Origin of the sequence: Sphingomonas phyllosphaerae FA2 (genome assembly GCF_000427645.1) — a bacterium.
In the GTDB taxonomy this organism is placed as follows: domain Bacteria; phylum Pseudomonadota; class Alphaproteobacteria; order Sphingomonadales; family Sphingomonadaceae; genus Sphingomonas; species Sphingomonas phyllosphaerae.
Genome location: NZ_KE386571.1, coordinates 3129519 through 3149902, shown reverse-complemented (window position 1 = coordinate 3149902; position 20384 = coordinate 3129519). Strand labels below are relative to the sequence as shown.

The 20384-nt window shown below is 68.7% G+C and carries 22 protein-coding genes; 16 read left to right on the top strand and 6 right to left on the bottom strand.

Annotated elements, in window-relative coordinates; all coding sequences use genetic code 11:
- Nucleotides 1-31 precede the first annotated feature (31 nt).
- The 6 genes from SPHPH_RS19935 to SPHPH_RS0115305 are packed head-to-tail and all read left to right on the top strand — an operon-like array spanning nucleotide 32 to nucleotide 5941.
- Nucleotides 32-952: a DMT family transporter gene (locus SPHPH_RS19935; protein ID WP_202900670.1), complete on the top strand. Its 921-nt coding sequence runs from the start codon at nucleotides 32-34 to the stop codon at nucleotides 950-952.
- The gene (locus SPHPH_RS0115325) at nucleotides 949-1617 is read left to right on the top strand and encodes a COQ9 family protein (RefSeq protein ID WP_028967488.1); all 669 of its coding nucleotides are present in this window, start codon (nucleotides 949-951) and stop codon (nucleotides 1615-1617) included. The genes SPHPH_RS19935 and SPHPH_RS0115325 overlap by 4 nt, the downstream gene beginning before the upstream one ends.
- A gap of 60 nt (nucleotides 1618-1677) precedes the next feature.
- The gene (locus SPHPH_RS0115320; RefSeq protein ID WP_028967487.1) at nucleotides 1678-1941 is read left to right on the top strand and encodes a FeoA family protein; all 264 of its coding nucleotides are present in this window, start codon (nucleotides 1678-1680) and stop codon (nucleotides 1939-1941) included.
- 22 nt (nucleotides 1942-1963) lie between these two features.
- On the top strand, nucleotides 1964-3814 hold the full coding sequence (gene feoB, locus SPHPH_RS0115315) for a ferrous iron transporter B (protein WP_028967486.1): 1851 nt from the start codon (nucleotides 1964-1966) through the stop codon (nucleotides 3812-3814).
- A gap of 9 nt (nucleotides 3815-3823) precedes the next feature.
- Entirely contained in the window at nucleotides 3824-4393 is a 570-nt protein-coding gene (ssb, locus tag SPHPH_RS0115310; RefSeq protein ID WP_028967485.1) for a single-stranded DNA-binding protein, read from the top strand.
- A complete protein-coding gene (locus SPHPH_RS0115305) occupies nucleotides 4394-5941 on the top strand; it encodes a PAS domain-containing protein (protein ID WP_051273048.1) in 1548 nt (515 codons plus the stop codon). It begins immediately after the preceding gene.
- Between the two features lie 42 nt (nucleotides 5942-5983).
- Here the strand turns inward: SPHPH_RS0115305 and SPHPH_RS0115300 are convergent, their stop codons facing one another.
- Genes SPHPH_RS0115300 through metX form a run of 3 tightly spaced genes read right to left on the bottom strand, consistent with a single transcriptional unit; the run spans nucleotide 5984 to nucleotide 8175 of the window.
- Nucleotides 5984-6412, bottom strand: a complete 429-nt coding sequence (locus tag SPHPH_RS0115300; RefSeq protein WP_028967483.1) for a response regulator — start codon at nucleotides 6410-6412, stop codon at nucleotides 5984-5986.
- A gap of 24 nt (nucleotides 6413-6436) precedes the next feature.
- Nucleotides 6437-7048: a methionine biosynthesis protein MetW gene (metW, locus tag SPHPH_RS0115295; RefSeq protein WP_028967482.1), complete on the bottom strand. Its 612-nt coding sequence runs from the start codon at nucleotides 7046-7048 to the stop codon at nucleotides 6437-6439.
- Nucleotides 7045-8175 carry a homoserine O-acetyltransferase MetX gene (gene metX / locus SPHPH_RS0115290; protein WP_028967481.1) on the bottom strand — a complete coding sequence of 377 codons (1131 nt, stop codon included), beginning with the start codon at nucleotides 8173-8175 and terminating at the stop codon, nucleotides 7045-7047. The genes metW and metX overlap by 4 nt, the downstream gene beginning before the upstream one ends.
- Nucleotides 8176-8411: 236 nt before the next feature.
- Between metX and SPHPH_RS0115285 the strand changes: the two genes are divergently transcribed.
- The 3 genes from SPHPH_RS0115285 to SPHPH_RS0115275 all read left to right on the top strand — a co-directional run bounded on the left by SPHPH_RS0115285 (nucleotide 8412) and on the right by SPHPH_RS0115275 (nucleotide 11103).
- Nucleotides 8412-8972 (top strand): hypothetical protein, encoded by a 561-nt coding sequence (locus SPHPH_RS0115285; RefSeq protein ID WP_028967480.1) that lies wholly within the window; start codon nucleotides 8412-8414, stop codon nucleotides 8970-8972.
- 74 nt (nucleotides 8973-9046) lie between these two features.
- Nucleotides 9047-10195, top strand: a complete 1149-nt coding sequence (hisC, locus tag SPHPH_RS0115280; RefSeq protein ID WP_051273047.1) for a histidinol-phosphate transaminase — start codon at nucleotides 9047-9049, stop codon at nucleotides 10193-10195.
- Nucleotides 10195-11103 carry a prephenate/arogenate dehydrogenase family protein gene (locus tag SPHPH_RS0115275; RefSeq protein ID WP_028967478.1) on the top strand — a complete coding sequence of 303 codons (909 nt, stop codon included), beginning with the start codon at nucleotides 10195-10197 and terminating at the stop codon, nucleotides 11101-11103. The genes hisC and SPHPH_RS0115275 overlap by 1 nt, the downstream gene beginning before the upstream one ends.
- A 116-nt stretch (nucleotides 11104-11219) precedes the next feature.
- Here SPHPH_RS0115275 and SPHPH_RS0115270 read toward each other — a convergent pair whose 3' ends face one another.
- Together SPHPH_RS0115270 and SPHPH_RS0115265 are read right to left on the bottom strand one after the other, a co-directional pair.
- The gene (locus tag SPHPH_RS0115270; protein WP_028967477.1) at nucleotides 11220-11627 is read right to left on the bottom strand and encodes a DUF1489 family protein; all 408 of its coding nucleotides are present in this window, start codon (nucleotides 11625-11627) and stop codon (nucleotides 11220-11222) included.
- Nucleotides 11628-11667: 40 nt separating this feature from the next.
- Nucleotides 11668-13125: a M23 family metallopeptidase gene (locus SPHPH_RS0115265; RefSeq protein WP_028967476.1), complete on the bottom strand. Its 1458-nt coding sequence runs from the start codon at nucleotides 13123-13125 to the stop codon at nucleotides 11668-11670.
- Nucleotides 13126-13332: 207 nt separating this feature from the next.
- On the opposite strand from SPHPH_RS0115265, the gene SPHPH_RS0115260 reads away from it, so the two are divergent.
- From SPHPH_RS0115260 to SPHPH_RS0115230, 7 genes are all read left to right on the top strand, one after another.
- The gene (locus SPHPH_RS0115260; RefSeq protein WP_028967475.1) at nucleotides 13333-15945 is read left to right on the top strand and encodes a helicase-related protein; all 2613 of its coding nucleotides are present in this window, start codon (nucleotides 13333-13335) and stop codon (nucleotides 15943-15945) included.
- A gap of 14 nt (nucleotides 15946-15959) precedes the next feature.
- Entirely contained in the window at nucleotides 15960-16238 is a 279-nt protein-coding gene (locus SPHPH_RS0115255) for an RNA-binding S4 domain-containing protein (protein WP_081668648.1), read from the top strand.
- 55 nt (nucleotides 16239-16293) lie between these two features.
- The gene (gene fdxA, locus SPHPH_RS0115250; protein ID WP_028967473.1) at nucleotides 16294-16635 is read left to right on the top strand and encodes a ferredoxin FdxA; all 342 of its coding nucleotides are present in this window, start codon (nucleotides 16294-16296) and stop codon (nucleotides 16633-16635) included.
- A 5-nt stretch (nucleotides 16636-16640) separates the two neighbouring features.
- Nucleotides 16641-17630 (top strand): proline iminopeptidase-family hydrolase, encoded by a 990-nt coding sequence (locus SPHPH_RS0115245; RefSeq protein WP_051273046.1) that lies wholly within the window; start codon nucleotides 16641-16643, stop codon nucleotides 17628-17630.
- Between the two features lie 195 nt (nucleotides 17631-17825).
- Nucleotides 17826-18359, top strand: coding sequence for a CarD family transcriptional regulator (locus SPHPH_RS0115240; RefSeq protein WP_022684772.1), 534 nt, complete (start codon nucleotides 17826-17828; stop codon nucleotides 18357-18359).
- Nucleotides 18360-18471: 112 nt separating this feature from the next.
- Complete coding sequence (locus SPHPH_RS0115235) at nucleotides 18472-19182, top strand: head GIN domain-containing protein (protein WP_028967471.1); 711 nt, start codon at nucleotides 18472-18474, stop codon at nucleotides 19180-19182.
- Nucleotides 19170-19829 (top strand): GIN domain-containing protein, encoded by a 660-nt coding sequence (locus SPHPH_RS0115230; protein ID WP_028967470.1) that lies wholly within the window; start codon nucleotides 19170-19172, stop codon nucleotides 19827-19829. Before SPHPH_RS0115235 ends, SPHPH_RS0115230 begins: the two co-directional genes overlap by 13 nt.
- 13 nt (nucleotides 19830-19842) lie before the next feature.
- Here the strand turns inward: SPHPH_RS0115230 and SPHPH_RS0115225 are convergent, their stop codons facing one another.
- The gene (locus SPHPH_RS0115225; protein ID WP_028967469.1) at nucleotides 19843-20382 is read right to left on the bottom strand and encodes a SixA phosphatase family protein; all 540 of its coding nucleotides are present in this window, start codon (nucleotides 20380-20382) and stop codon (nucleotides 19843-19845) included.
- Nucleotides 20383-20384 lie beyond the last annotated feature (2 nt).

Below are 20384 nucleotides of genomic sequence, written 5' to 3'. Positions count from 1 at the left end.
CGCGGGAATGACGAAGAAGTTGAGACTAGATATGACCCGCCCCGCCTCCACCAGCACCGCGCCCGCGCTCGTCGCGGTGATCGTCGCGAATGCGGCACTGGCCTTCGGTCCCTTGTTCGTCCGCCTGGCCGATACCGGCCCGGTCGCCGCCGCCTTCTGGAGGATCGCGCTGGCGGTGCCGGTGCTCGCCGGCATCGCGCTCGCTACCCGCAAGCCCGCCACGGTCGCGCCGTCGTGGCGCACCTGGTTGTTCGTCGCGCTGGCCGGTGTCGCCTTCGCCGCCGACCTCGGGACGTGGCACCTCGGCATCATCCACACCACGATGGCCAACGCCACGCTGCTCGGCAATTCGGCGACCTTCCTGTTCCCGCTCTGGGGGTTCCTCGTCGCGCGCGCTTGGCCGACACGGATGCAAGGCGCCGCGTTGCTGCTCGCCGCTGCGGGTGCGGCGCTGCTGATGGGGCGGTCCTACCAGCTCGACCCGCGGCATCTCGCTGGTGACCTGCTGTGCATCGTCGCCGGGGTGCTCTACGCGCTCTACTTCATCCTGATGTCCGACGTGCGCCGCGCGCTCGCCCCGTGGCCGGCGCTGGCGCTGTCGTCGCTTGCCTCGCTGCTGCCGCTGCTCGGCTTCGCGCTGATCCTCGGCGAGCGGATCGTGCCGCAGCACTGGCCCCCTTTGATCGCGCTGGCGATCGTGTGCCAACTGGTCGGGCAGGGCTGCATGATCTATGCGCTCGGCCGGCTCTCGCCGCTGGTGGTCGGGCTGGCGTTGCTGATCCAGCCGACCGTGGCGGCGGCGATCGGCTGGGTACATTTCAGCGAAGCGCTTGGCGCACCCGATTTCGTGGGGATCGCGATGATCGCTGCGGCATTGGTGCTGGTGCGCGACACGCGGCGCGATGCTAATGAGCCGCCAGCCGCCCATCCGGTGCCGGAGGAAAAGCGATGACCGAGAATCTGACGCCGGAAGACCTGACGCTGGACGAGGTCCGCGCGCGGCTCGCCCCCGCGATCGCCGCCAATGCCGCCTTCGACGGCTGGGGCGACACCGCGCGGGATCTCGCCGCCGAGCAGGAAGGCATTGACCCCGACGTCGCCCGACTCGCGTTTGCCGACGGCGCGGTGACGATGATCGACGCGTGGTTCGCGCATGTCGATGCCGCGATGGCCGCGGCGTTGCCGCCCGCGACACTGGCGACGATGAAGATTCGCCAGCGGATCACCGCGCTGGTCGAGGCGCGGCTGGCGGTGCTTGCCCCCGAGCGGGAAGCGCTGCGCCGTGCGCGCGCGATCCTTGCGCTGCCGACCAACGTCGCCGTCGCCGCACGGCTGGGCTGGCGCAGCGTCGATGCGATGTGGCGGCTCGCTGGCGATCATGCGACCGATTACAATCACTATACGAAGCGCGCGATGCTGCTGGCGGTCTATGCTGCCACCACCACCGTTTTCCTCGACGACGACAGCGAGGAGCAGGCGGAGACCCGCGCGTTCCTTGCGCGGCGCATCGACGGGATCATGCGACTCGAGAAGGCCAAGGCGCAATTCACCCGCCGAACGCAGCATCGCCCCAGCCTCAGCCGCTTCATCGGCCGGCTGCGCTATCCGGTCGTGTGACGCGCCGATGCGCGCCAATCGCTAATTGATAATCAATCTCATTGCGATTATAGAAGCCGGGTGACCACGCCCATCAGCCTCGAAACGCTCCCGCGGCATCAGGCCGCCATTGTCGACGACATCGATTGGGCGCGGCTCGCCACGCCCGAAGCGCGGCGATTGCGCGAACTTGGGTTCGACTCCGGCGTGCCTGTGCAGGTGCTTCACCGCGCACAGCTTGGCGGCGGCCCGGTCGCGTGCCGGATCGGACGGATGACCGTGGCGCTGCGCCGCGCGGTCGCCGGCGCGATCCGCGTCTCGGTCGAACCGCTCCCCGCCGAGTGACGCGCCCCCGGCGCCACGCGTGATGGAAATGCCCCCGCTGGTCGCGATGGTCGGCAATCCCAATGCCGGCAAGAGCGCGCTGTTCAACGCGTTGACCGGCGCGCGGCAAAAGGTCGGCAATTATCCCGGCGTCACCGTCGAGCGCCACTCGGGCCGACTCGCGCTCGATGACGGGCGTCCGGTCGAGCTGGTCGACCTGCCCGGCGCTTACAGCCTCGAACCGTCCTCTCCCGACGAGCGCGTAACGCGCGACGTGTTGCTCGGCGCGCAAAGCGGCGAGCGACGCCCCGACGCATTGGTGGTGGTGCTCGATGCCGCCAATCTCGACAACCACCTGCGCTTCGCGATGCAATTGATCGCGCTCGGGCTGCCGGTGGTGATTGCGCTCAACATGGTCGACCTTGCCGAGCGTGACGGGCTGGTGCTCGATCCGGCGGTGCTGGAGCGCGAGCTGGGCGTGCCGGTCGTTCCCACGGTTGCGGTGCGCCGACGCGGGATCGACACGTTGCGCGCCACGCTGACCGCGCTGGTCGGCGCACCCGCCGCGCCGGTCGCCTCGACCGCCCCGGTCGAGGACATCCGCACGCTGCAACGCCGCGCCCGCGCGCTGTCGCGGGCCGCGACGATCAGCGAGACGCCGACCCGCCGCTGGCACCATGCGCTCGACAGCGTCGCACTGCATCCGGTGTTCGGCCCCATCCTGCTCGTCGCCCTGCTGTTCGTGATGTTCCAGGCGGTGTTCAGCTGGTCCGAAGCTCCGGTCGGCTGGATCGAGGACGGATTCGCTGCGCTGGAGACCGCGATCAAGGGCATGATGCCCGACGGTTTCCTGCGCTCGCTGCTGACCGACGGCGTGATCGCCGGGGTTGGCGCGGTGATCGTGTTTCTGCCGCTGATCCTGATCCTGTTCCTGTTCATCCTCGTGCTGGAAGCATCGGGCTATATGGTCCGCGCCGCGTTCCTGCTGGACCGCTTGATGGCCGGCGTCGGGCTGTCGGGGCGCGCGTTCATCCCGCTGCTGTCCAGCTTCGCCTGCGCGGTGCCCGGGATCATGGCGACGCGGACGATCGATGATGAGAAGGACCGGCTGACCACGATCCTGATCGCGCCGCTGATGACCTGTTCCGCGCGGCTGCCAGTTTACACGATCATCATCGCCGCCTTCATCCCGGCTCGGCAGGTGCTGCCGTTCGTCGGGTTGCAGGGGCTGGTGCTGCTTGGCCTCTATCTGATGGGGATCGTCGGCGCATTCGTCGCCGCGCTGCTGCTCCGCCGCACCGTGACCAAGGGCGAAAGCTCGGGCTTCATGATGGAGATGCCCAAATACCAGCTGCCGCGTCTTAACGATGTCGCGATCGGGCTTTGGAGCCGTGCGACGATCTTCCTGAAGCGTGCGGGCACGACGATCGCGCTGACCACCGTCGTGCTCTGGGCGCTGCTCAGCTTCCCGCAGGCACCGGCCGGGCAGAAACAGGTCGAATATTCGATCGCCGGGCGGATCGCGAGCGGGCTGGAGGTGATCGTCCGCCCGATCGGCTTCAACCACGATATCGCGCTGGCGCTGATCCCGACGATGGCCGCGCGCGAAATTGCGGTCGCGGCGATCGGCACCGCCTATGCCATTGACGACACCGAGGACGCCTCGGGCGCAAAGAGCCTGGTCGACCATCTGCGCGGGCGCTGGTCATTGCCGACCGCACTCGCCTTCCTGATGTGGTTCGTGTTCGCCCCGCAATGCATCAGCACGATCGCGGTCACGCGGCGCGAGACGAACGGCTGGAAGTGGCCGGTGTTCATGTTGGCTTATCTGTTCGTGACCGCCTATGTCATGGCCGGAATCACGTTTTGGCTGGCGACGTTCGCCGGTCTCTAAGAGGGCTTCATGGCAGGCAGCGTCAACAAGGTCATTCTCGTCGGCAATCTCGGGCGCGATCCCGAATCGCGCTCGTTCCAGAACGGCGGCAAGGTAGTGAACCTGCGCATCGCCACATCGGAATCGTGGAAGGACCGCAACACCGGTGAGCGCAAGGAAAAGACCGAATGGCATTCGGTCGCAATCTTCAACGAAGGGCTCGCGAACGTCGCCGAACGATTTCTGCGCAAGGGCAGCAAGGTCTATATCGAGGGCCAGCTCCAGACGCGGAAGTGGCAGGATCAGCAGGGTAACGACAAATACAGCACCGAAATCGTGCTGCAGGGCTTCAACTCGGTGCTGACGATGCTCGACGGCCCGGGCGGCAATGCGGGTGGCGGTGGCGGCGGTGGTCGTGAAGACTTCGGCGGCGGCGATGATTTCGGTGGCGGCGGTGGCTATGGCGGCGGCGCGCGCGGCGGTGGCGGCGCCGCATCGCGTGGTGGCGGCAGTGCAGGTGCAGGCGGCGGCGCGCGCGGCGGCGGTAGCAGCTACGGCGGCGGCTTCGCGGATGACCTCGACGACGACGTGCCGTTCTAAGTGACGGAGCAGCCCGCCAGCCGTCTGGAAATCTGCCCCGAGGCGCTGGATGAGGCGAAGCGGTCGCAGGTGCTTGCCACCTACGATGTCGAATCCCTGCGCGGTGCTGCGGCGCTGAAGCAGATCACCGACTTCGCCGCGCATCTCTGCGGCTTGCCGGTCGGGATCGTCAGCATCCTCGATACCGATCATCAGACCTTCCTGGCGCGCACCGGCTACCCGGAAGGGCCGGAGCCGCCACGCGAATATTCGTTCTGTGGGCATGCGATGTGGGGCGACGGGCTGATGATCGTCCCCGACGCCACCGCCGACCCGCGCTTCGCCACGAATCCGCTGGTCACCGGCGAGATGAACCTTCGCTTCTACGCCGGTGTGCCGCTGATTTCCGATGACGGTTTTCCGATGGGCTCGCTGTGCGTGCTCGACACGGTGCCGCATCCCGAGGGACTGAACGCGTTGCAGCGCGAGGGGCTGACGGTCCTCGCCGCCAACGTCCTTGCCCGGCTGCGCGACTCGCGGGAGGGCGCAGCGCGGCGCGCCTCGGTCCGCCGCGCTCGCAACGAGGCCGCGGAGAGCGAAACCCGCTTCCGCATCCTTGCCGACACCATGCCGCAGATGGTGTGGTCGACGCTGCCCGACGGCTATCACGATTATTACAACGCCCGCTGGTACGCGTTCACCGGCGTTCCCGAGGGGACGACCGATGGCGAGGCGTGGAACGGCATGTTCCACCACGACGATCAGGCCCGCGCCTGGACGGCATGGCGCCATTCGCTCGACACAGGCGAGCCATATGAGATCGAATATCGCCTGCGCCACCACGATGGCACCTACCGCTGGGTGCTCGGCCGCGCATTGCCGATCCGCGACGCCGCGGGCGCGATCACGCGCTGGTTCGGCACCTGCACCGACATTCACGAACAGAAGCTCGCCCTCGAACAGCGCGAGATCGTCAGCCAGGAGCTGAGCCACCGCATCAAGAACATCTTCTCGGTGGTCGCCGGGCTGGTGCATCTGACCGGGCGCACCCACCCGGAACTGTCCGGGCTGCTCGGCGAGCTACGTCAGCGGATCACCGCACTGGGCCGCGCGCACGATTTCGTCCGCCCGCATAGCGATCAATCGCGCCCGGCGCTTCGACAGGACAGCCTGCACGGGCTGCTCGGCGAACTATTCGCCCCCTATCACGCACCGAACGCTGAGCGGATTCATATCGTCGGCGATGACGTGACCGTCGACGATCGTGCCGCGACCCCGCTGGCGCTGATTTTCCACGAGCTGGCGACCAACGCGAGTAAATATGGTGCTCTGTCGACTGCGGACGGGCACGTCACGCTGACCATCACTGTCGAAGCCAGTGAGGTGGTGCTGCATTGGTGCGAGCGCGACGGCCCGCCGCTGTCGGGCCTGCCAACGCAGACCGGTTTCGGCTCGCAACTGATCGAGATGAGTGCCGCGCGGCAACTGGGCGGTACCGTGATACGCGAATGGCCGACGGCCGGGCTGGAAGTGACGACGCGCGTGCCGAGGATCGCGTTCAGCCGCTAGGCTGCAAGGCCCGATGTGCCGTAACGACGTGTTGCGGCGCGCTTAGCCCGCCTGAGCAGAACCGTTGCTGCTGATCGCCGATGTCGGCCAGCGTACGAAGTCGAGGCAGTCGCCGCCGGCGGTATCCGACTGCGCGGCAGTGCGCGCCGCCGCCAGGATCGCCTCCTCGTTGAACGGTTTGCGCACATAGCCCAACGCCGCGTCACGGTTGATAATCTGTCCGGGATTGGCGGTCACGAACACAACCTTCACGCCGTAATCGCGCGCGATCCGCTCGGCGATGTCGGGCCCCGTGGGCCCGTCGCGGAGATTGACGTCGACGAAGGCAAAACGGCATCCCGGCGCGGCGTCCAGCGCGGATTGCGCATCCGCGGCGATCGCCGCGACGCGGTATCCCGCGTCTTCCAGAATTCGTTCCAGATCGAGCGCGACGAAAATCTCGTCCTCGACGATCAGCGCAGTCGCAGTCATGCCGGGGTCCTCATCACGGATACCTTAACCCCGATCAACTTTGCTTTGTTCCCGGCGCAGCAGGAAGATCGCATGTTCGGCAAGGAAGTTCGCCGCCGCGCCGCCGGTCTGCTTGTCGCCGGACAGGAACCACGCCCCTTCCACGATCACCCCGCGTTCAACCAGATGCGCACGAAAGTCGTCGATCGTCAGATGGTGGATGTTGGGCGTATCATACCAGCGCTCGGGCAGCAGCCGCGTTACCGGCATCCGCCCGCCCCACAACAGCGACAGCCGCACGCGCCAGTGCGCAAAATTGGGAAAGCTGACGAACGCGTAACGCCCGATCCGCAGCAATTCGCCCAACACCCGGTCTGGCGCACGCGCGGTCTGCAACGTCTGGCTGAGGATCGCATAGTCGAAGCTCTGGTCGGGATAGCCCGCCAGATCGGTATCGGCATCGCCCTGGATCACCGACAGCCCGCGTCCGACCGCCGCCGCGACATTGCCGGGGTCCAGCTCCAGCCCGCGCACGTCGGCGCCGCGTTCGTCGCGCAGTGCCGCCATCAACTCGCCATCGCCGCACCCGATGTCGAGTGCGCGCGCGCCGGCGGGCAGATGCGCGGCGATGATCGCCAGATCGGGTCGCAAACTCATCGGCCGGCGCTCAGGAAGCCGTGGATCACGCGGTCCAGCTCCGGCGAGTCGAGCAGGAAGGCATCATGCCCGAACGGACTCGACAGCTCGACGAAGCTCGCCGGTGCGCCCGCCGCCATCAGGGCATGGACGATGCTGCGCGACTCGGCGGTTGGATACAGCCAGTCGGTGTCGAAGCTGACGAGGCAGAAGCGCGTTGCGGTGCCGCGGAAGGCGTTGGCGAGCAGCCCGCCATGCTCCTCGGCCAGATCGAAATAATCCAGCGCGCGCGTGATGTAGAGATAGCTGTTGGCATCGAACCGATCGGTGAACGCCAGCCCTTGATGCCGCAGATAGCTTTCGACCTGGAAATCGGCATCGAACCCGAACGACTTCTGCGCTCGCGCCTGCAACCGCCGCCCGAACTTCTCCGTCAGCCCCGCCTCGGACAGATAGGTGATGTGCGCCGCCATCCGCGCCACCGCCAGCCCGGCGGCGGGCGGGTCGCCGTCGTAATACTCGCCGCCGCGCCAGTTCGGATCGGCCATCACCGCCTGTCGCCCGACCTCGTGAAAGGCGATGTTCTGCGCCGAATGCCGTGCGGTTGAGGCGATCACCACGCACTTCCCGACGCGTTCCGGGAAGGTCGCCGCCCAGCTCAGCGCCTGCATCCCGCCCATCGACCCGCCGACAACCGCCGTCAGCCGCGCGACCCCCAGATGATCGAGCAACAGCGCCTGTGCACGCACCATGTCGCGGATCGTGATGACGGGAAACGCCATTGCATAGGGTCGCCCGGTCGAGGGGTCGACGCTCGCCGGGCCTGTCGACCCCATGCAGGATCCCAACACGTTGGTGCAGATCACGAAATAGCGATCGGTATCGATCGGCTTGCCCGGCCCGACCATCCGCTGCCACCAGCCCGGCTTGCCGGTGCGGGGATGCGCGCTCGCCAGATGCTGGTCGCCGGTAAGCGCGTGGCAGACCAGCATCGCATTGCCGCCGTCCGCCGCCAGCGTGCCATAGGTTTCATAGGCGATCTCGACCGGCGCAAGCAGCGCACCACCATCGAGCCTTAGCGGCCCGGGCAGCACGACACGCCGTGACAGGCCGAACCGCTGATCGAGCGAGGAAGGAGTGGTGAGCATCGAGCCGCTGCCTTTACCCGGCCCGCGGGCGGGGTGTCGAGATGCCTCGACGCCCCGCCGCCGACGCCTGACCCGCGATGGGCAGGAGCGCGCCAGCACCAAGGGGCCGGCGACAGAACCGACGCCACTTCCTCGCACCCTGCCGGCGTTCAAATCCATGTTGCGCGGTTCGTCCGCCACGTTGACCAATCGGTAAGGACTGCTGCCTAGCTCGCAACCAAGGGCATGGAGGCCACATGGGATTACTGGATTCACTCGCCGGCTTCATCGACAACGAAGGTCTTGCCGAGGCGTTCGCGATCAAGCCCGACGATCCCGCCAAGGCGCGGCGCCCGCTGCTCGACGGTATCCAGCGCACGCGCGAACAATATGCGGAACGCACCCCCGGCACCGCCAAGGCGGGCGGCCGCTGGTGGCAGGTCCAGAACGGCATCGTCGCCTTCACGGTGAAACTGCCCGGGGGCCCGCTGCCGCTCAACGGATCGGCGACCAACCACCTCCCCGAAGCGATGTTCGCGATGTTCCTCGACAAGCTGGAACAGGCGGTGGAGGCGGGCGAACTCGACGACGCGTTGAAGGCGCATCAGGAGGAACGTGCCAGATCGCAGGCGACGAGCACCGGCACGCCGCGCCGCAAGGAGCGCGGCGGCGAACGCCATCCGGGCAACGACCGTGAGGATTGGGACACGCTGACCTGGGCGCAACGCCAGAAGGTGAACGCGCTCTATCGCGACGGCAGAAACCCCGACGGCACCGTGATCGCAGAGGTCGGCTACAAGCCCGACGCGCCGCTTTAGGGAATGGTGGGCGGCAACGGCTCCGCCACCCGCCCCCTTCCCCCCGGCGCGCGCGCGCGCTACCTGCATCGGCCATGACGAACGCGCCCGCTCCCAAGCCCTGGATCATGGACATCGCCCCGTACATTCCGGGGCGTTCGACCACCGACGACGGGCGCACCGTCGCCAAATTGTCGTCGAACGAGAATCCGCTCGGCACCTCGCCGGCCGCGCGCGCGGCATATGCTTCCGCCGCCGATACGCTGGAGCGCTACCCCGACGCCAGCGGCGCGATCGTGCGCGAGGCGATCGCGGCGCGCTTCGGGCTTGATGCGGCGCGGATCATCTACGGTAACGGCTCGGACGAAATCCTCCACCTCGCCGCGGGTGCCTTCGCCGGGCCGGGAGACGAAGTGATCTTCGTCCGCTACGGCTTTGCGGTCTACGAGATCGCGACGCGGCGCGTCGGCGCGACCCCGGTGATCGCGCCCGACCGCGACTATGCCACCGACGTCGACGCGATCCTCGCGTGCGTCAGCGACCGCACGCGCGTCGTCTATGTCGCCAACCCCAACAACCCGACCGGCACCTTCGCACCCGCCGCCGAGATCGCGCGGCTTCACGCCCATCTGCCCGGCAACGTGTTGCTGGTGCTCGATCAGGCCTACGCAGAATATCTTGCCGACGCGGATGACGACGGCGGGCTGGAACTGGCGAAGACCGCGCGCAACGTGCTGGTGACGCGCACCTTCTCGAAGATTCACGGTCTCGCTGCCGAGCGGATCGGCTGGGGCTATGCGCATGCCGATATCGTGCAGGCGCTGCACCGCATCCGCCTGCCGTTCAACATCACGATCGGCGGGCAGCGCGCTGCCGTCGCCGCAATCGAGGACCGCGCCTTCGTCGAGCACACCCGCGCGCACAACACCGAGTGGCGCGCGTGGTTCGCGGCGGAAATCGCCAAATTGGGCAATGCCGGGCTGCGCGCGATCCCGAGCGAGGCCAATTTCGTGCTGGTGGTGTTCGAGGGCGAGCTGACCGCCGAGACCGCCTACAAGGGACTGATGGACGCGGGCTATATCGTCCGTTGGCTGCCGGGTCAGGGGCTTGCGCAGGGGTTGCGCATCACGATCGGCACCGAGGCGGAGACGCGCGGCGTCGCCGCGGCGCTGCGCGATCTGGTCGAGCGTGGTGCCGCCGCCGCATATGCCACCGCGCCTGACAAGGGCATCGAGCGCGGCTGATGCTGCCGTTCGCGCGTGTCTCGATCATCGGCCTCGGGCTGATCGGCTCCTCGATCGCGCGCGCGGTGCGGCAATATATGCCGACCGTGCGGCTGACCGGGCATGACGCCGACGCGGACGTTCGCGAAACCGCGCGCCGAATCGACCTGCTCGACGACGTCGCCGACCATGCCGGGGCGGCGGTGACCGACGCCGATCTGGTCATCCTGTGCGTGCCGGTCGGTGCGATGGGCGCGGTCGCCGCCGAGATCGCCGCCGATCTGCCGGCCGACGCGATCGTCAGCGATGTCGGCAGCTGCAAGGCGTCGGTCGCGCAGGCGCTATCCGCAGTGCTCCCCGCGGCGCGCGTCGTCCCTGCTCACCCGGTGGCGGGGACCGAGCAGAGCGGACCCGAGGCGGGCTTCGCGACCTTGTTCCGCCGCCGCTGGTGCATCGTCACGCCGCTCGCCGAGAGCGACGGGGCGGCGACGATCCGCGTCGAGGATTTCTGGCGGCGGCTCGGCGCGGATGTCGAGCGGATGGCGCCCGACCACCACGACCTCGTCCTCGCGGTCACCAGCCATCTGCCGCATCTGATCGCCTATACGATCGTCGGGACCGCCGACGACCTGCAACAGGTCACCCAATCGGAGGTCATCAAGTTTTCGGCCGGCGGCTTCCGCGACTTCACGCGCATCGCCGCCTCCGACCCGGTGATGTGGCGCGACGTGTTCCTGTCGAACAAGGAAGCGGTGCTGGAGATGCTGCAACGCTTCAGCGAGGATCTCAGCCAGCTCCAGCGCGCGATCCGTTGGGGCGACGGCGACGCGCTCCACGATCGTTTCGCGCGCACCCGCGCGATCCGCCGCTCGATCGTGGATCAGGGACAGGACGATGCCGCGGCAGATTTCGGCCGCAAGCACGATTGATCCCACGCCCGGCCGTCATCCCCGCGAAGGCGGGGATCCAGAACCTCTGACGTTTCGGCTCTATCAACGGACCTGCGCGTCTGGATTCCCGCCTTCGCGGGAATGACAAGCAGGGGTCAAATCAACCCCAGCTCGTTCAGCTTGCCCACCAGCACCGGCGGCATGGCGGCGAGCCCATCGGCCACGTCGCCGCCCAGATCGACCGGCGCGTCGCCCGCCTCCAGGTAGCGCCACCCCTGATGCGCGCGGCGCGGCTGCGCGAGCACCAGCCGCAGATCGGGATCGATATGGATCGCGACCCGCCCGCCCTCGGCATCGCCGAACGACAGGATCGGCGAGCGTGCGACCAGCTGGTGCTTGATGATCCAGAACAGCGACCCCTGCCCCGCGACTTCCTCGTGCCGCTTGGGCAGATAGCGCGTGGTCAGGAACACCGGCCCGGCGGCGGCGCGCGCCTGCAACCGCTCGGCAAGCAGGTCGACGCTCGCCGCGCCGAACGCGACTTTGGTGAGATGAAGCGGCATGGAAACAGCGATGTGGGTCGGCCACGCGCCGCCCGCAAGATCAGCGCAACGGCGTGTCGAGCAGCCGCAGCATCTTCGCCTTCATCGCGCGGATCGTCGCGGCGGGCAGCGCCTGCAGGCTGCTCATCGAGATGCTGCGCGGGTTCACCGGCCGGCCGTTCTGCCACACCTCCCAATGGAGATGCGGCCCCGTCGAGATACCGGTCGACCCGACATAGCCGATCACCTGCCCGCGCGCGACGCGCATCCCCGCGCGCACCGCAAAGCGGCTCATATGGCCATAGCCGGTCGCCAGCCCACCGGCATGGGCCAGCTTGACGAAATTGCCATAGCCCCCGGCGCGCCCCGCCGACTGCACCACGCCGTCCATCGCGGCATAGATCGGGCTGCCATAGGCCGCACCGATATCGGTGCCCTTGTGCATCCGCATGAAGCCGAGCAGCGGGTGCATCCGCATCCCGAAGGTCGAAGTGACGCGGCCAGCGACCGGCATCCCCATCGTCCCGCGCCGCTCGACCTGCCCGCCGGGATCCATCAGCGTGCCGCCATCGCCGTCGCGATCGCCCCAGCGCACCAACGCCACCTTTTGCCGCCCCTGATCGAGCCCGGCATATTGCAGTTGCCCGACCTCGACCTCGCCGGTAGCGGCGCGCTGCTGGTCGGCGACGATATCGAATGTGTCGCCCGGATCGATCCGCTCGATCGGCATGTGCGCACCGAGCGCCTTGAGATAGGTCTCGACCACCCGCGCCGGCACTCCGGCAGCGCGCGCCGAGCGGTAGAGACTCGCCCCGACGATCCCGCGGACGTGCAGCGGCGTACGGTCGATCGCGATCGGACGGCGCAGCACCGTCAGCCCCTCGCCCGCGCGCAGCACCGTCATGTTGAGGTCGAACGCCGCGCGGAAATCGAGCTTTTCGAGCGGGCGCGGCTGGAATTTGGTCGGCCGCCGACCGAGCGTCAGCGACAGCAACGTGCCGGGCCGCAGCGATGCAGCCCCGACCAGCGCCGCGACCCGCGCCGCCTCGCCGCCGCCGACCCCGGCGCGCTGCAACGTCCCCGTCAGCGTGTCGCCGTCGCCGAGCGCCGCGGTCAGCTCGATCTGCGGGCGCTCGGGGGTTTCGCTCAGCGGCCGCACCAGCGCCCCCGCCGCCATCCGCCGACCGGTTGTCGCTCCCAACGCGAGCGGCGCGAACGACTGCGTGCGCGCTTCCTCGAACGCCGCCTCGCCCATTACCGGCGCGCTTGCGCCGATCAGCGGCTGGAAGCCCGGCGACAGGAACCACGCACCCGCACATAGAGCAGTGCACGTCGCCAGCCCGCGCCACCATGTCCGGCTACCGATATCGCGGCCGAGATCGGGCACCCAGTCAGTCTCGCGTGCCGCGGCGCGGGCGCGGTGCAGCCAGGCGCGATCGGCGGAGGGCGGAATTACGCGGCCGGGCACACCCGCGCCCGCACCCGCCCATTCCAGTCCCTGTTGCTCGCGCAAGAACACGCCGGCTTCTGCCCCGCTCTCGAAAAGCACGCCGCGCAAGCGACCTGCGTCAAGCGCAGCGTTGTGGACGTGATTCGCTAAAGTCAAATTAACCGCGCGCTTCGGAGCGTCACGCTGCGGTGGAGCGTTGATCTGGGACGGCGAACTGGAGGCGCCCGATTTGCAGCAATTGCATCCACGCGCCGCACATCCGATGTAGGGCAGGTCATGGTGGCTTTCGACCGACCCCGCGTCACGGCCGTGCTGGGTCCGACCAACACCGGCAAGACCCATCTCGCGATCGAGCGGATGTGCGCGCATTCCAGCGGCATGATCGGATTCCCGCTCCGCCTGCTGGCGCGCGAGGTCTACGATCGTGTCGTCGCGATCAAGGGCGCCGGGCGAGTCGCGCTGATCACCGGCGAGGAGCGGATCGTGCCCCGCGACGCGCGCTGGTTCCTGTGCACCGCCGAGAGCATGCCACTCCAGCAAGACGTGGCGTTCGTCGCACTGGACGAGGCGCAGCTCGGCAGCGACCGGGAGCGCGGACACGTCTTCACCGATCGCATCCTGCGCGCGCGCGGTCGCGAGGAAACGATGATCCTCGGCGCCGAGTCGCTGCGCCCGGTGCTGCGCGCGCTGGTGCCCGGCATCGAGATCGTCGAGCGCCCGCGTTTCTCGACGCTCAGCTATGCCGGCGCGAAGAAGCTGTCGCGGCTGCCGCGCCGCTCGGTGATCGTCGCCTTCTCCGCCGAGGAAGTCTATGCCACCGCCGAGATGCTGCGGCGGCTGCGCGGCGGGGCGGCGGTGGTGATGGGGGCGCTCAGCCCGCGTACCCGCAACGCGCAGGTTGCGATGTTCCAGGCCGGCGAGGTCGATTATCTCGTCGCCACCGATGCGATCGGCATGGGGCTCAACCTCGACGTCGGGCATGTCGCCTTTGCCGGGCTCCATAAGTTCGACGGCCAGCAGCGCCGCCGGCTGCGCGTCTCCGAGATGGCGCAGATCGCCGGACGCGCCGGGCGGCACCAGCGCGATGGCACGTTCGGCGCGCTGACCGAAGAAGGCCCCGACGCGTTCGAGCCTGAGGAAGTCGCCGCGATCGAAGGCCACCGCTTCCCGCGGCTCGACTGGCTCTACTGGCGCAACGGCACCCCCGATCTGTCGAGCATCGACGCGCTGGTCGCCAGCCTGTCGGAGCGCCCCGACGATCTCGCGCTCCGTGCCGCGCCCGAGGCGCTCGACCTCAAGATCCTCAAGCGGCTCGCCGAGGAGCCCGGCGTCCGCGACCGCGCGCGCGGTAATGTCGCGCGGCTGTGGGCGGCGTGCGGCATCCCCGATTTCGCCAAGCTCGGGCTGGACCCGCACGCGCGGTTCGTGGGGCGGGTGTTCGGCTATCTTTCGCAGGGCCATATCCCGCACCAATGGTTCGCCGACGAGGTCGCGCGGCTCGACCGCACCGAGGGCGATGTCGAGACGATCGCCGGCCGGATCGCCGCGATCCGCAGCTGGGCCTATATCGCGCAGCGCCCCGACTGGCTCGCCGATCCGCAGACCTGGGCGGGCCGCACGCTCGAGATCGAGGCGCGGCTATCGGACGCGCTCCACCTCAGCCTGACGCAGCGCTTCGTCGACAAGCGCACCACTGCGCTGGCGAAGAAGATCGGCGGCGGGGTCGGCGCGTTGCCGGTCGAGATCGACGCGCAGGGCGAGGTGACGATCGACACTCACACGATCGGGCGGCTCGACGGCTTCCGCTTCGTCGTCGCCCCCGATGCCCGCGCGCATGACAAACGCCTGCTGCTCGCCACCGCCGAGAAGCGACTCGCCAGCGAACGCCGCCGTCGCGCCGAGGCGCTGATCGCCAGCGACGATGCGCGGTTCGCGGTCGGCGATGACGGGACGATTACGGTCGGTAGGCTGCGGCACCTTTCCAGATCTGACACCCCCACCCCGCTCGTGCTGGGCTTGTCGAAGCACGTGCCCGACGCCGCGCCGGTCGACACGCTCAGCACGAACGGTGCCGAAGAGGCGCGCCATGAAGAGAGCACCCTCGTCATTGCCCGCCTGTCACGCGGCACCTCGCTCGCCCGCCCGCAGGTAACGCTCGACGACGCGCTCGACTGTCTCGACCCGCCGCTGCGCAACCGCGTCGCCGAGCGGCTGCGGCAGTGGACCGCCGCGACGATCGCACGCACCCTCCCCGCGCTCGCCGCGCTGTCGGAAGCCACCCGCGCCACCGAAGCCGGCCCCGCGCTGCGCAGCATCGCCGCAGCCATGGAAACCGGTGCCGGCTTCGCGCCACGCCTGCCGCTGCGCGACGCGATCGAGGCGCTCGCCCCGGGCCAGCGGCAATGGCTGCGACGGCAGCGGATCACGATCGGCGCGCTCGACCTGTTCGATCCGCGGCTGCTCAAGCCCGCCGCGCAGGCGTGGCGACGCGCCCTGCTTGCCGCCTATGGCACGCCCACCCCGCCCGCGCCGCCGGCGGGCGCGACGACGCTGCCGCGCGGCGCGCCCGGCGCAGTGCCGCTGATGGGCTATCGCGCGCTCGGCGGACAGGCGGTGCGGATCGACCTCGTCGAGCGTGTCGCGCGCGCCGCGCATGACGCGCGTGGCGCGAACGGCCGCACGCCCTTCGCGCCCGATCCCGCGCTGGCGGTGTCGATCGGGCTGGAACCCGCGACGGTCGCACGGCTGATGGCCGAACTTGGCTTCCGCCCGGTCGCCACGTCGGACACGGCCCCGCGTTACGTCTGGCGCGGACGTCCGCGTGCCAAGGTCGCCGCTCCCGATCCCGCCAATGCCTTCGCCGCGCTCGCCGGGCTGATGGGGCGATGACGGGTGGAGCGACGATGCGGCTCGACCGCTATCTGTGGTTCGCGCGGCTGGCGAAAACCCGCGACGTCGCGCAGGCGCTCGCCTGCGATGGCCATTTCCGCATCGACGGGCGCGCGATTGACCGCGCACACGCGCCGGTGCGCGTCGGCAATATCCTGACCTTCTTCCATGCCGGCCGCGTGCGCGTGTTGCGCGTCGAGGCGCTCCCGGTGCGCCGCGGCTCCGCCCCGGAGGCGCAAGGTTGTTATCAGGAACTGGCCCTGTCTGAGCCGGTTTCGTCACCAGAGCGTTGACGCGCGACACCGACGGCGCGAAAGCGGCGCGCGAGAAGTGAGGAATTAGCCGACCATGACCTATGTCGTCACCGACGCCTGCATCCGCTGCAAGTATATGGACTGCGTGGAAGTATGTCCGGTCGACTGCTTCTATGAGGGCGAGAACATGCTCGTCATCAACCCGTCGGAGTGCATCGACTGCGGCGTGTGCGAGCCTGAATGCCCGGCCGAGGCGATCCTGCCCGACACCGAAAGCGGGCTGGAGCAATGGCTTGAGCTGAACAACACCTTCTCGGCGCAATGGCCCAACGTCACGCGCAAGCTGGACCAGACCCCGCCCGACGCCGACGAGATGAAGGGCGTGGAGGGCAAGTACGACAAGTTCTTCTCGGCCGAGCCCGGCAAGGGCGACTGACGCGGATGCGGCTGTCGCGCCGCGCGCTGCTGGCCGGTGGTGCGGCCACGCTGGCACCGCTGCCCGCGTTCGCGCGCGACGCCGTCTATCCGGCGCCCGATCGCGAGGCGATGCTGCCTGTCCCGGGCGGGCGCGTCTACGTCCGCATCAACGGTGGTCTGAACGGACCGCGCCCGCCGCTGGTCCTGATCCACGGCGGCCCCGGCGGGACGCACACCGGGATGCTCGACGCGCTCGCACTCGCCGACGAACGTGCGGTGATCCTCTACGACCAGCTCGACAGCGGTCGCTCGGATTGGCCGCAGAACCCTGTCAACTGGCGCGTGCCGCGCTTCGTCGACGAACTGGAGGCGATCAGGCGTGGCCTGAATGTCCCACGATGGCACGTCTGCGGGATCAGCTGGGGCGGCACGATCGCGCTCGAATATGCCGCGCGGCAACCGGCCGAACTGGTCAGCACGGTGCTCGGCGGCCCGTTGATCGCCACCAAAGCCTGGCTTGCCGACGCCGACGCGCTGCGCGCCGCACTGCCCGCGGCGGCCCGTGCCACGCTGCTCGCCTGCGAAGGCGCGACGCCACCCGCCCCCGCCGCCTGCGACGCGGCAACCGACGTCTTCTATCGTCACTACAATCGCCGCGAGGACGCGCCGGCCGCGCTACGCGAGGCGGCGCGCGCGGTCGGAAATCGCGGGTTCAATCAACGGCTTTACGAGACGATGTGGGGCAAAAGCGAGTTCGTCTCGACCGGCACGTTGCGCGATTACGACGGCACGCCCCTGCTCGCGAGGCTGGATGGTGCACGCACGCTGTTCATGGTCGGCCAGTATGACGAAGCGCGTCCGGTGACCGCCCTCGGCTTTGCGGCACGCATTCCGGGCGGGGCGGAGGTGGCGGTCATCCCCGGTGCCGCGCACGGCACGCTCAGCGATCGCCCGGCCGAAACGGTCGGCATCCTGCGCGCGTGGCTGACCCGTCACGACACGCATCCATTGTAAAAAAGTTCCGCCCCGTCAGCGACCCTGCCCTAAACAGGCTGGAAATTTTATTGCGGATGGGTTATATACGTCCGGCACGGGCGCTTCCTTAGCGTCCACCGGAGACGTCCAACCTTTTTGCCCCGCCCTGACCAGCAACGCGGCGCTTGCGCCACGGTCGGGTCCGTTGGGGCCACAACATTGGAAAGGCCACCTATGGCTGCCAAGGCTCTGCATTTCGATGTCGGCGATTATGTCGTTTACCCCAAGCACGGCGTCGGGCGCGTCATCGAGTTGCAGAAACAGGAAATCGCCGGGATGCAGCTGGAGCTGTACGTCCTGCGGTTCGAGAAGGAGCGGATGACGCTCCGCGTCCCCACCAACAAGGCCGAGTCGGTCGGCATGCGCAAGCTGTCGTCGGACAAGACGATGCGCGAGGCGATGGAAACGCTCAAGGGCAAGCCCAAGGTGAAGCGCACCATGTGGTCGCGCCGCGCGCAGGAATATGAGGCGAAGATCAATTCGGGCGACCTCGCGTCGATCGCCGAAGTGGTCCGCGACCTGTTCCGCGCCGACGACCAGCCCGAACAGAGCTACTCCGAACGGCAGATCTTCGAGGGCGCGTGCAGCCGCCTCGCCCGCGAACTCGCCGCGATGGAGCAGATCGACGAGCCGGCCGCGCAGGAGAAGATTCTCGACATTCTCCGCAAGGCCGCGGCGATTTACAACAAGGACAAGGTGCCCGCCTGACGCGGCATCCCCTTGTGCGTGCAGAAGAGGCGGCCGGCTACGGTCGCCTCTTTTCGTTTGTGCGTGTTCACGTAGTGTATTAACAAAACAATACACGAAGCGGAGATGCAGGATGCGGTTCAAGGTTCTTGCGGCGGCTGTGCTGCCGATGCTCGCATGCGCTTTCGATGGCGCCATCGCGCAGGAAGCGCCTGCGCGCGGCAGCGGCACGACCCGCAGCTACGATGTCCGCGACTTTTCCGGGATCAAGCTTGCGGGCAGCGACGATGTCGACGTGCGCGTCGGCCGCGGATTCTCGGTCCGCGCCGAAGGCGACCCGCGGGTTCTCGACAAAATCACGGTGACCCGCGAGGGTGACCGCCTGACGATCTCGCGACGCTGGAGCAGGGCGCGCGGCAACGCCCGCGTCTACGTCACCCTGCCACGGCTGACCGCCGCCTCGCTCGACGGATCGGGCAATCTCACCATCGACCAGGTGCGCGGTGGCAGCTTCGACGCGCGACTCGCTGGATCGGGCAATTTGCGGATCGCGCAGGTCGCCACCGAGTCGCTGGGGCTGTCGCTCGCCGGATCGGGTAATATCGCCACCGCGGGTCAGACCGGGCAATTTTCGCTCAACCTTGCCGGGTCGGGCAACGTCGATGCCGCGGCGCTGGTGGCGCGTCAGGCGGCGATCAAGTCCGCCGGCTCGGGCGACATCCGCGCCACCGTCCGCGGACCGGCGACAATTTCGCTTGTCGGCTCGGGCGATGTCGATCTCGGCGGTGGCGCGCGCTGCACCGTTCGCAAGGCCGGGTCCGGCACGGTCCGGTGCGGCGGCTGATCGCGCTCGCCGCGCTGCTCGCGACGCCGGCAGAGGCCGCCGAGCGGCGCTGGCCGGTCGGCAGCATCGAACGCCTGCGGATCGAGGCGCCGGTCACGGTGCGGGTCGTGACCGGCGGCGGCAAAGGCGTCCGCGGTACCGCAACCGACCGCGCGACGCTCGACGCGCTCGACTTGCGCGTCGACGGCACCACGCTGACGATCCGCGCGCCGCGCGGCAGCACCGCGCCCGCCGAGATCGTCATCGCTACCCCGCGCCTCGACACCATCATGCTGTTCGCGCCCGCGACGGTGCGCATCGACACGCTACGTGGCGCGTGCGCGACGGTGTCGATTGCCGGCGCGGGCAGCGTCGAGGTGGCACGCGTCGATGCCGAGCGGTTCGACGCGACGCTGGTCGGTGAGGGAGCGATCTCCGCCGCCGGACGCGCGACCGAGGCGCGGCTCGCGGGCAACGGACCCGGCACGATCGACACCGCTGCGCTTTCCGCCGAGCGCACCGTCGTTCAGGCGGCCGGCGACCTGATCGTGCGCGCCTCCGCACGCAGCGCCGCCACGATCACCGCCGGCCCGGACGCACAGGTGACGATGAGCGGTCATCGGCAATGCACGATCCGCGCAGCAACCCCCGCCAACGTCCACTGCTAGGACAAGACGTTCGTCAGTCTCCGTCGGGTCCCAAAGCAGGATCGACATCGCGCGGGCGGATGAAGCGGGTCAGTCGCCCGCTCCGTGCGGTCACCTTTGCCCAGTCATCGGTATCGAACGTCATCTCGGCCAGCGTTGCGGTCGGATATTTCTCCTCCGCCGCCGCACGCAGCGCGCCATCGTCTTCTGGCACCAGAAGCAGCGTCAGTTCCTCCAGCCCGGGATTGTGCCCGATAAGCAGCAGCGCGTCCGATGCGGCATCGCACTCATGCACCACGTCGAGCAACGTCGTCGGCGCGGCAAGGTACAGCCGCCGGTCCCACACCGGCATCAACGCTCGCCCCAGCCCGCGCTCGAACTCGACGACGGTTTCGTCGACACGCGTCGCCGGCGAAGCCACGACCACGTCGAACGCCAGCCCCAGGTCACGGACATGCCGACCCATGGTCACCGCCGCACGCCGCCCGCGCGCGTTAAGCGGGCGATCGAAATCGCGCGCCACCGGATCGTCCCAGCCCGATTTGGCATGGCGCAACAGCGTCAGCGTCTTCACGG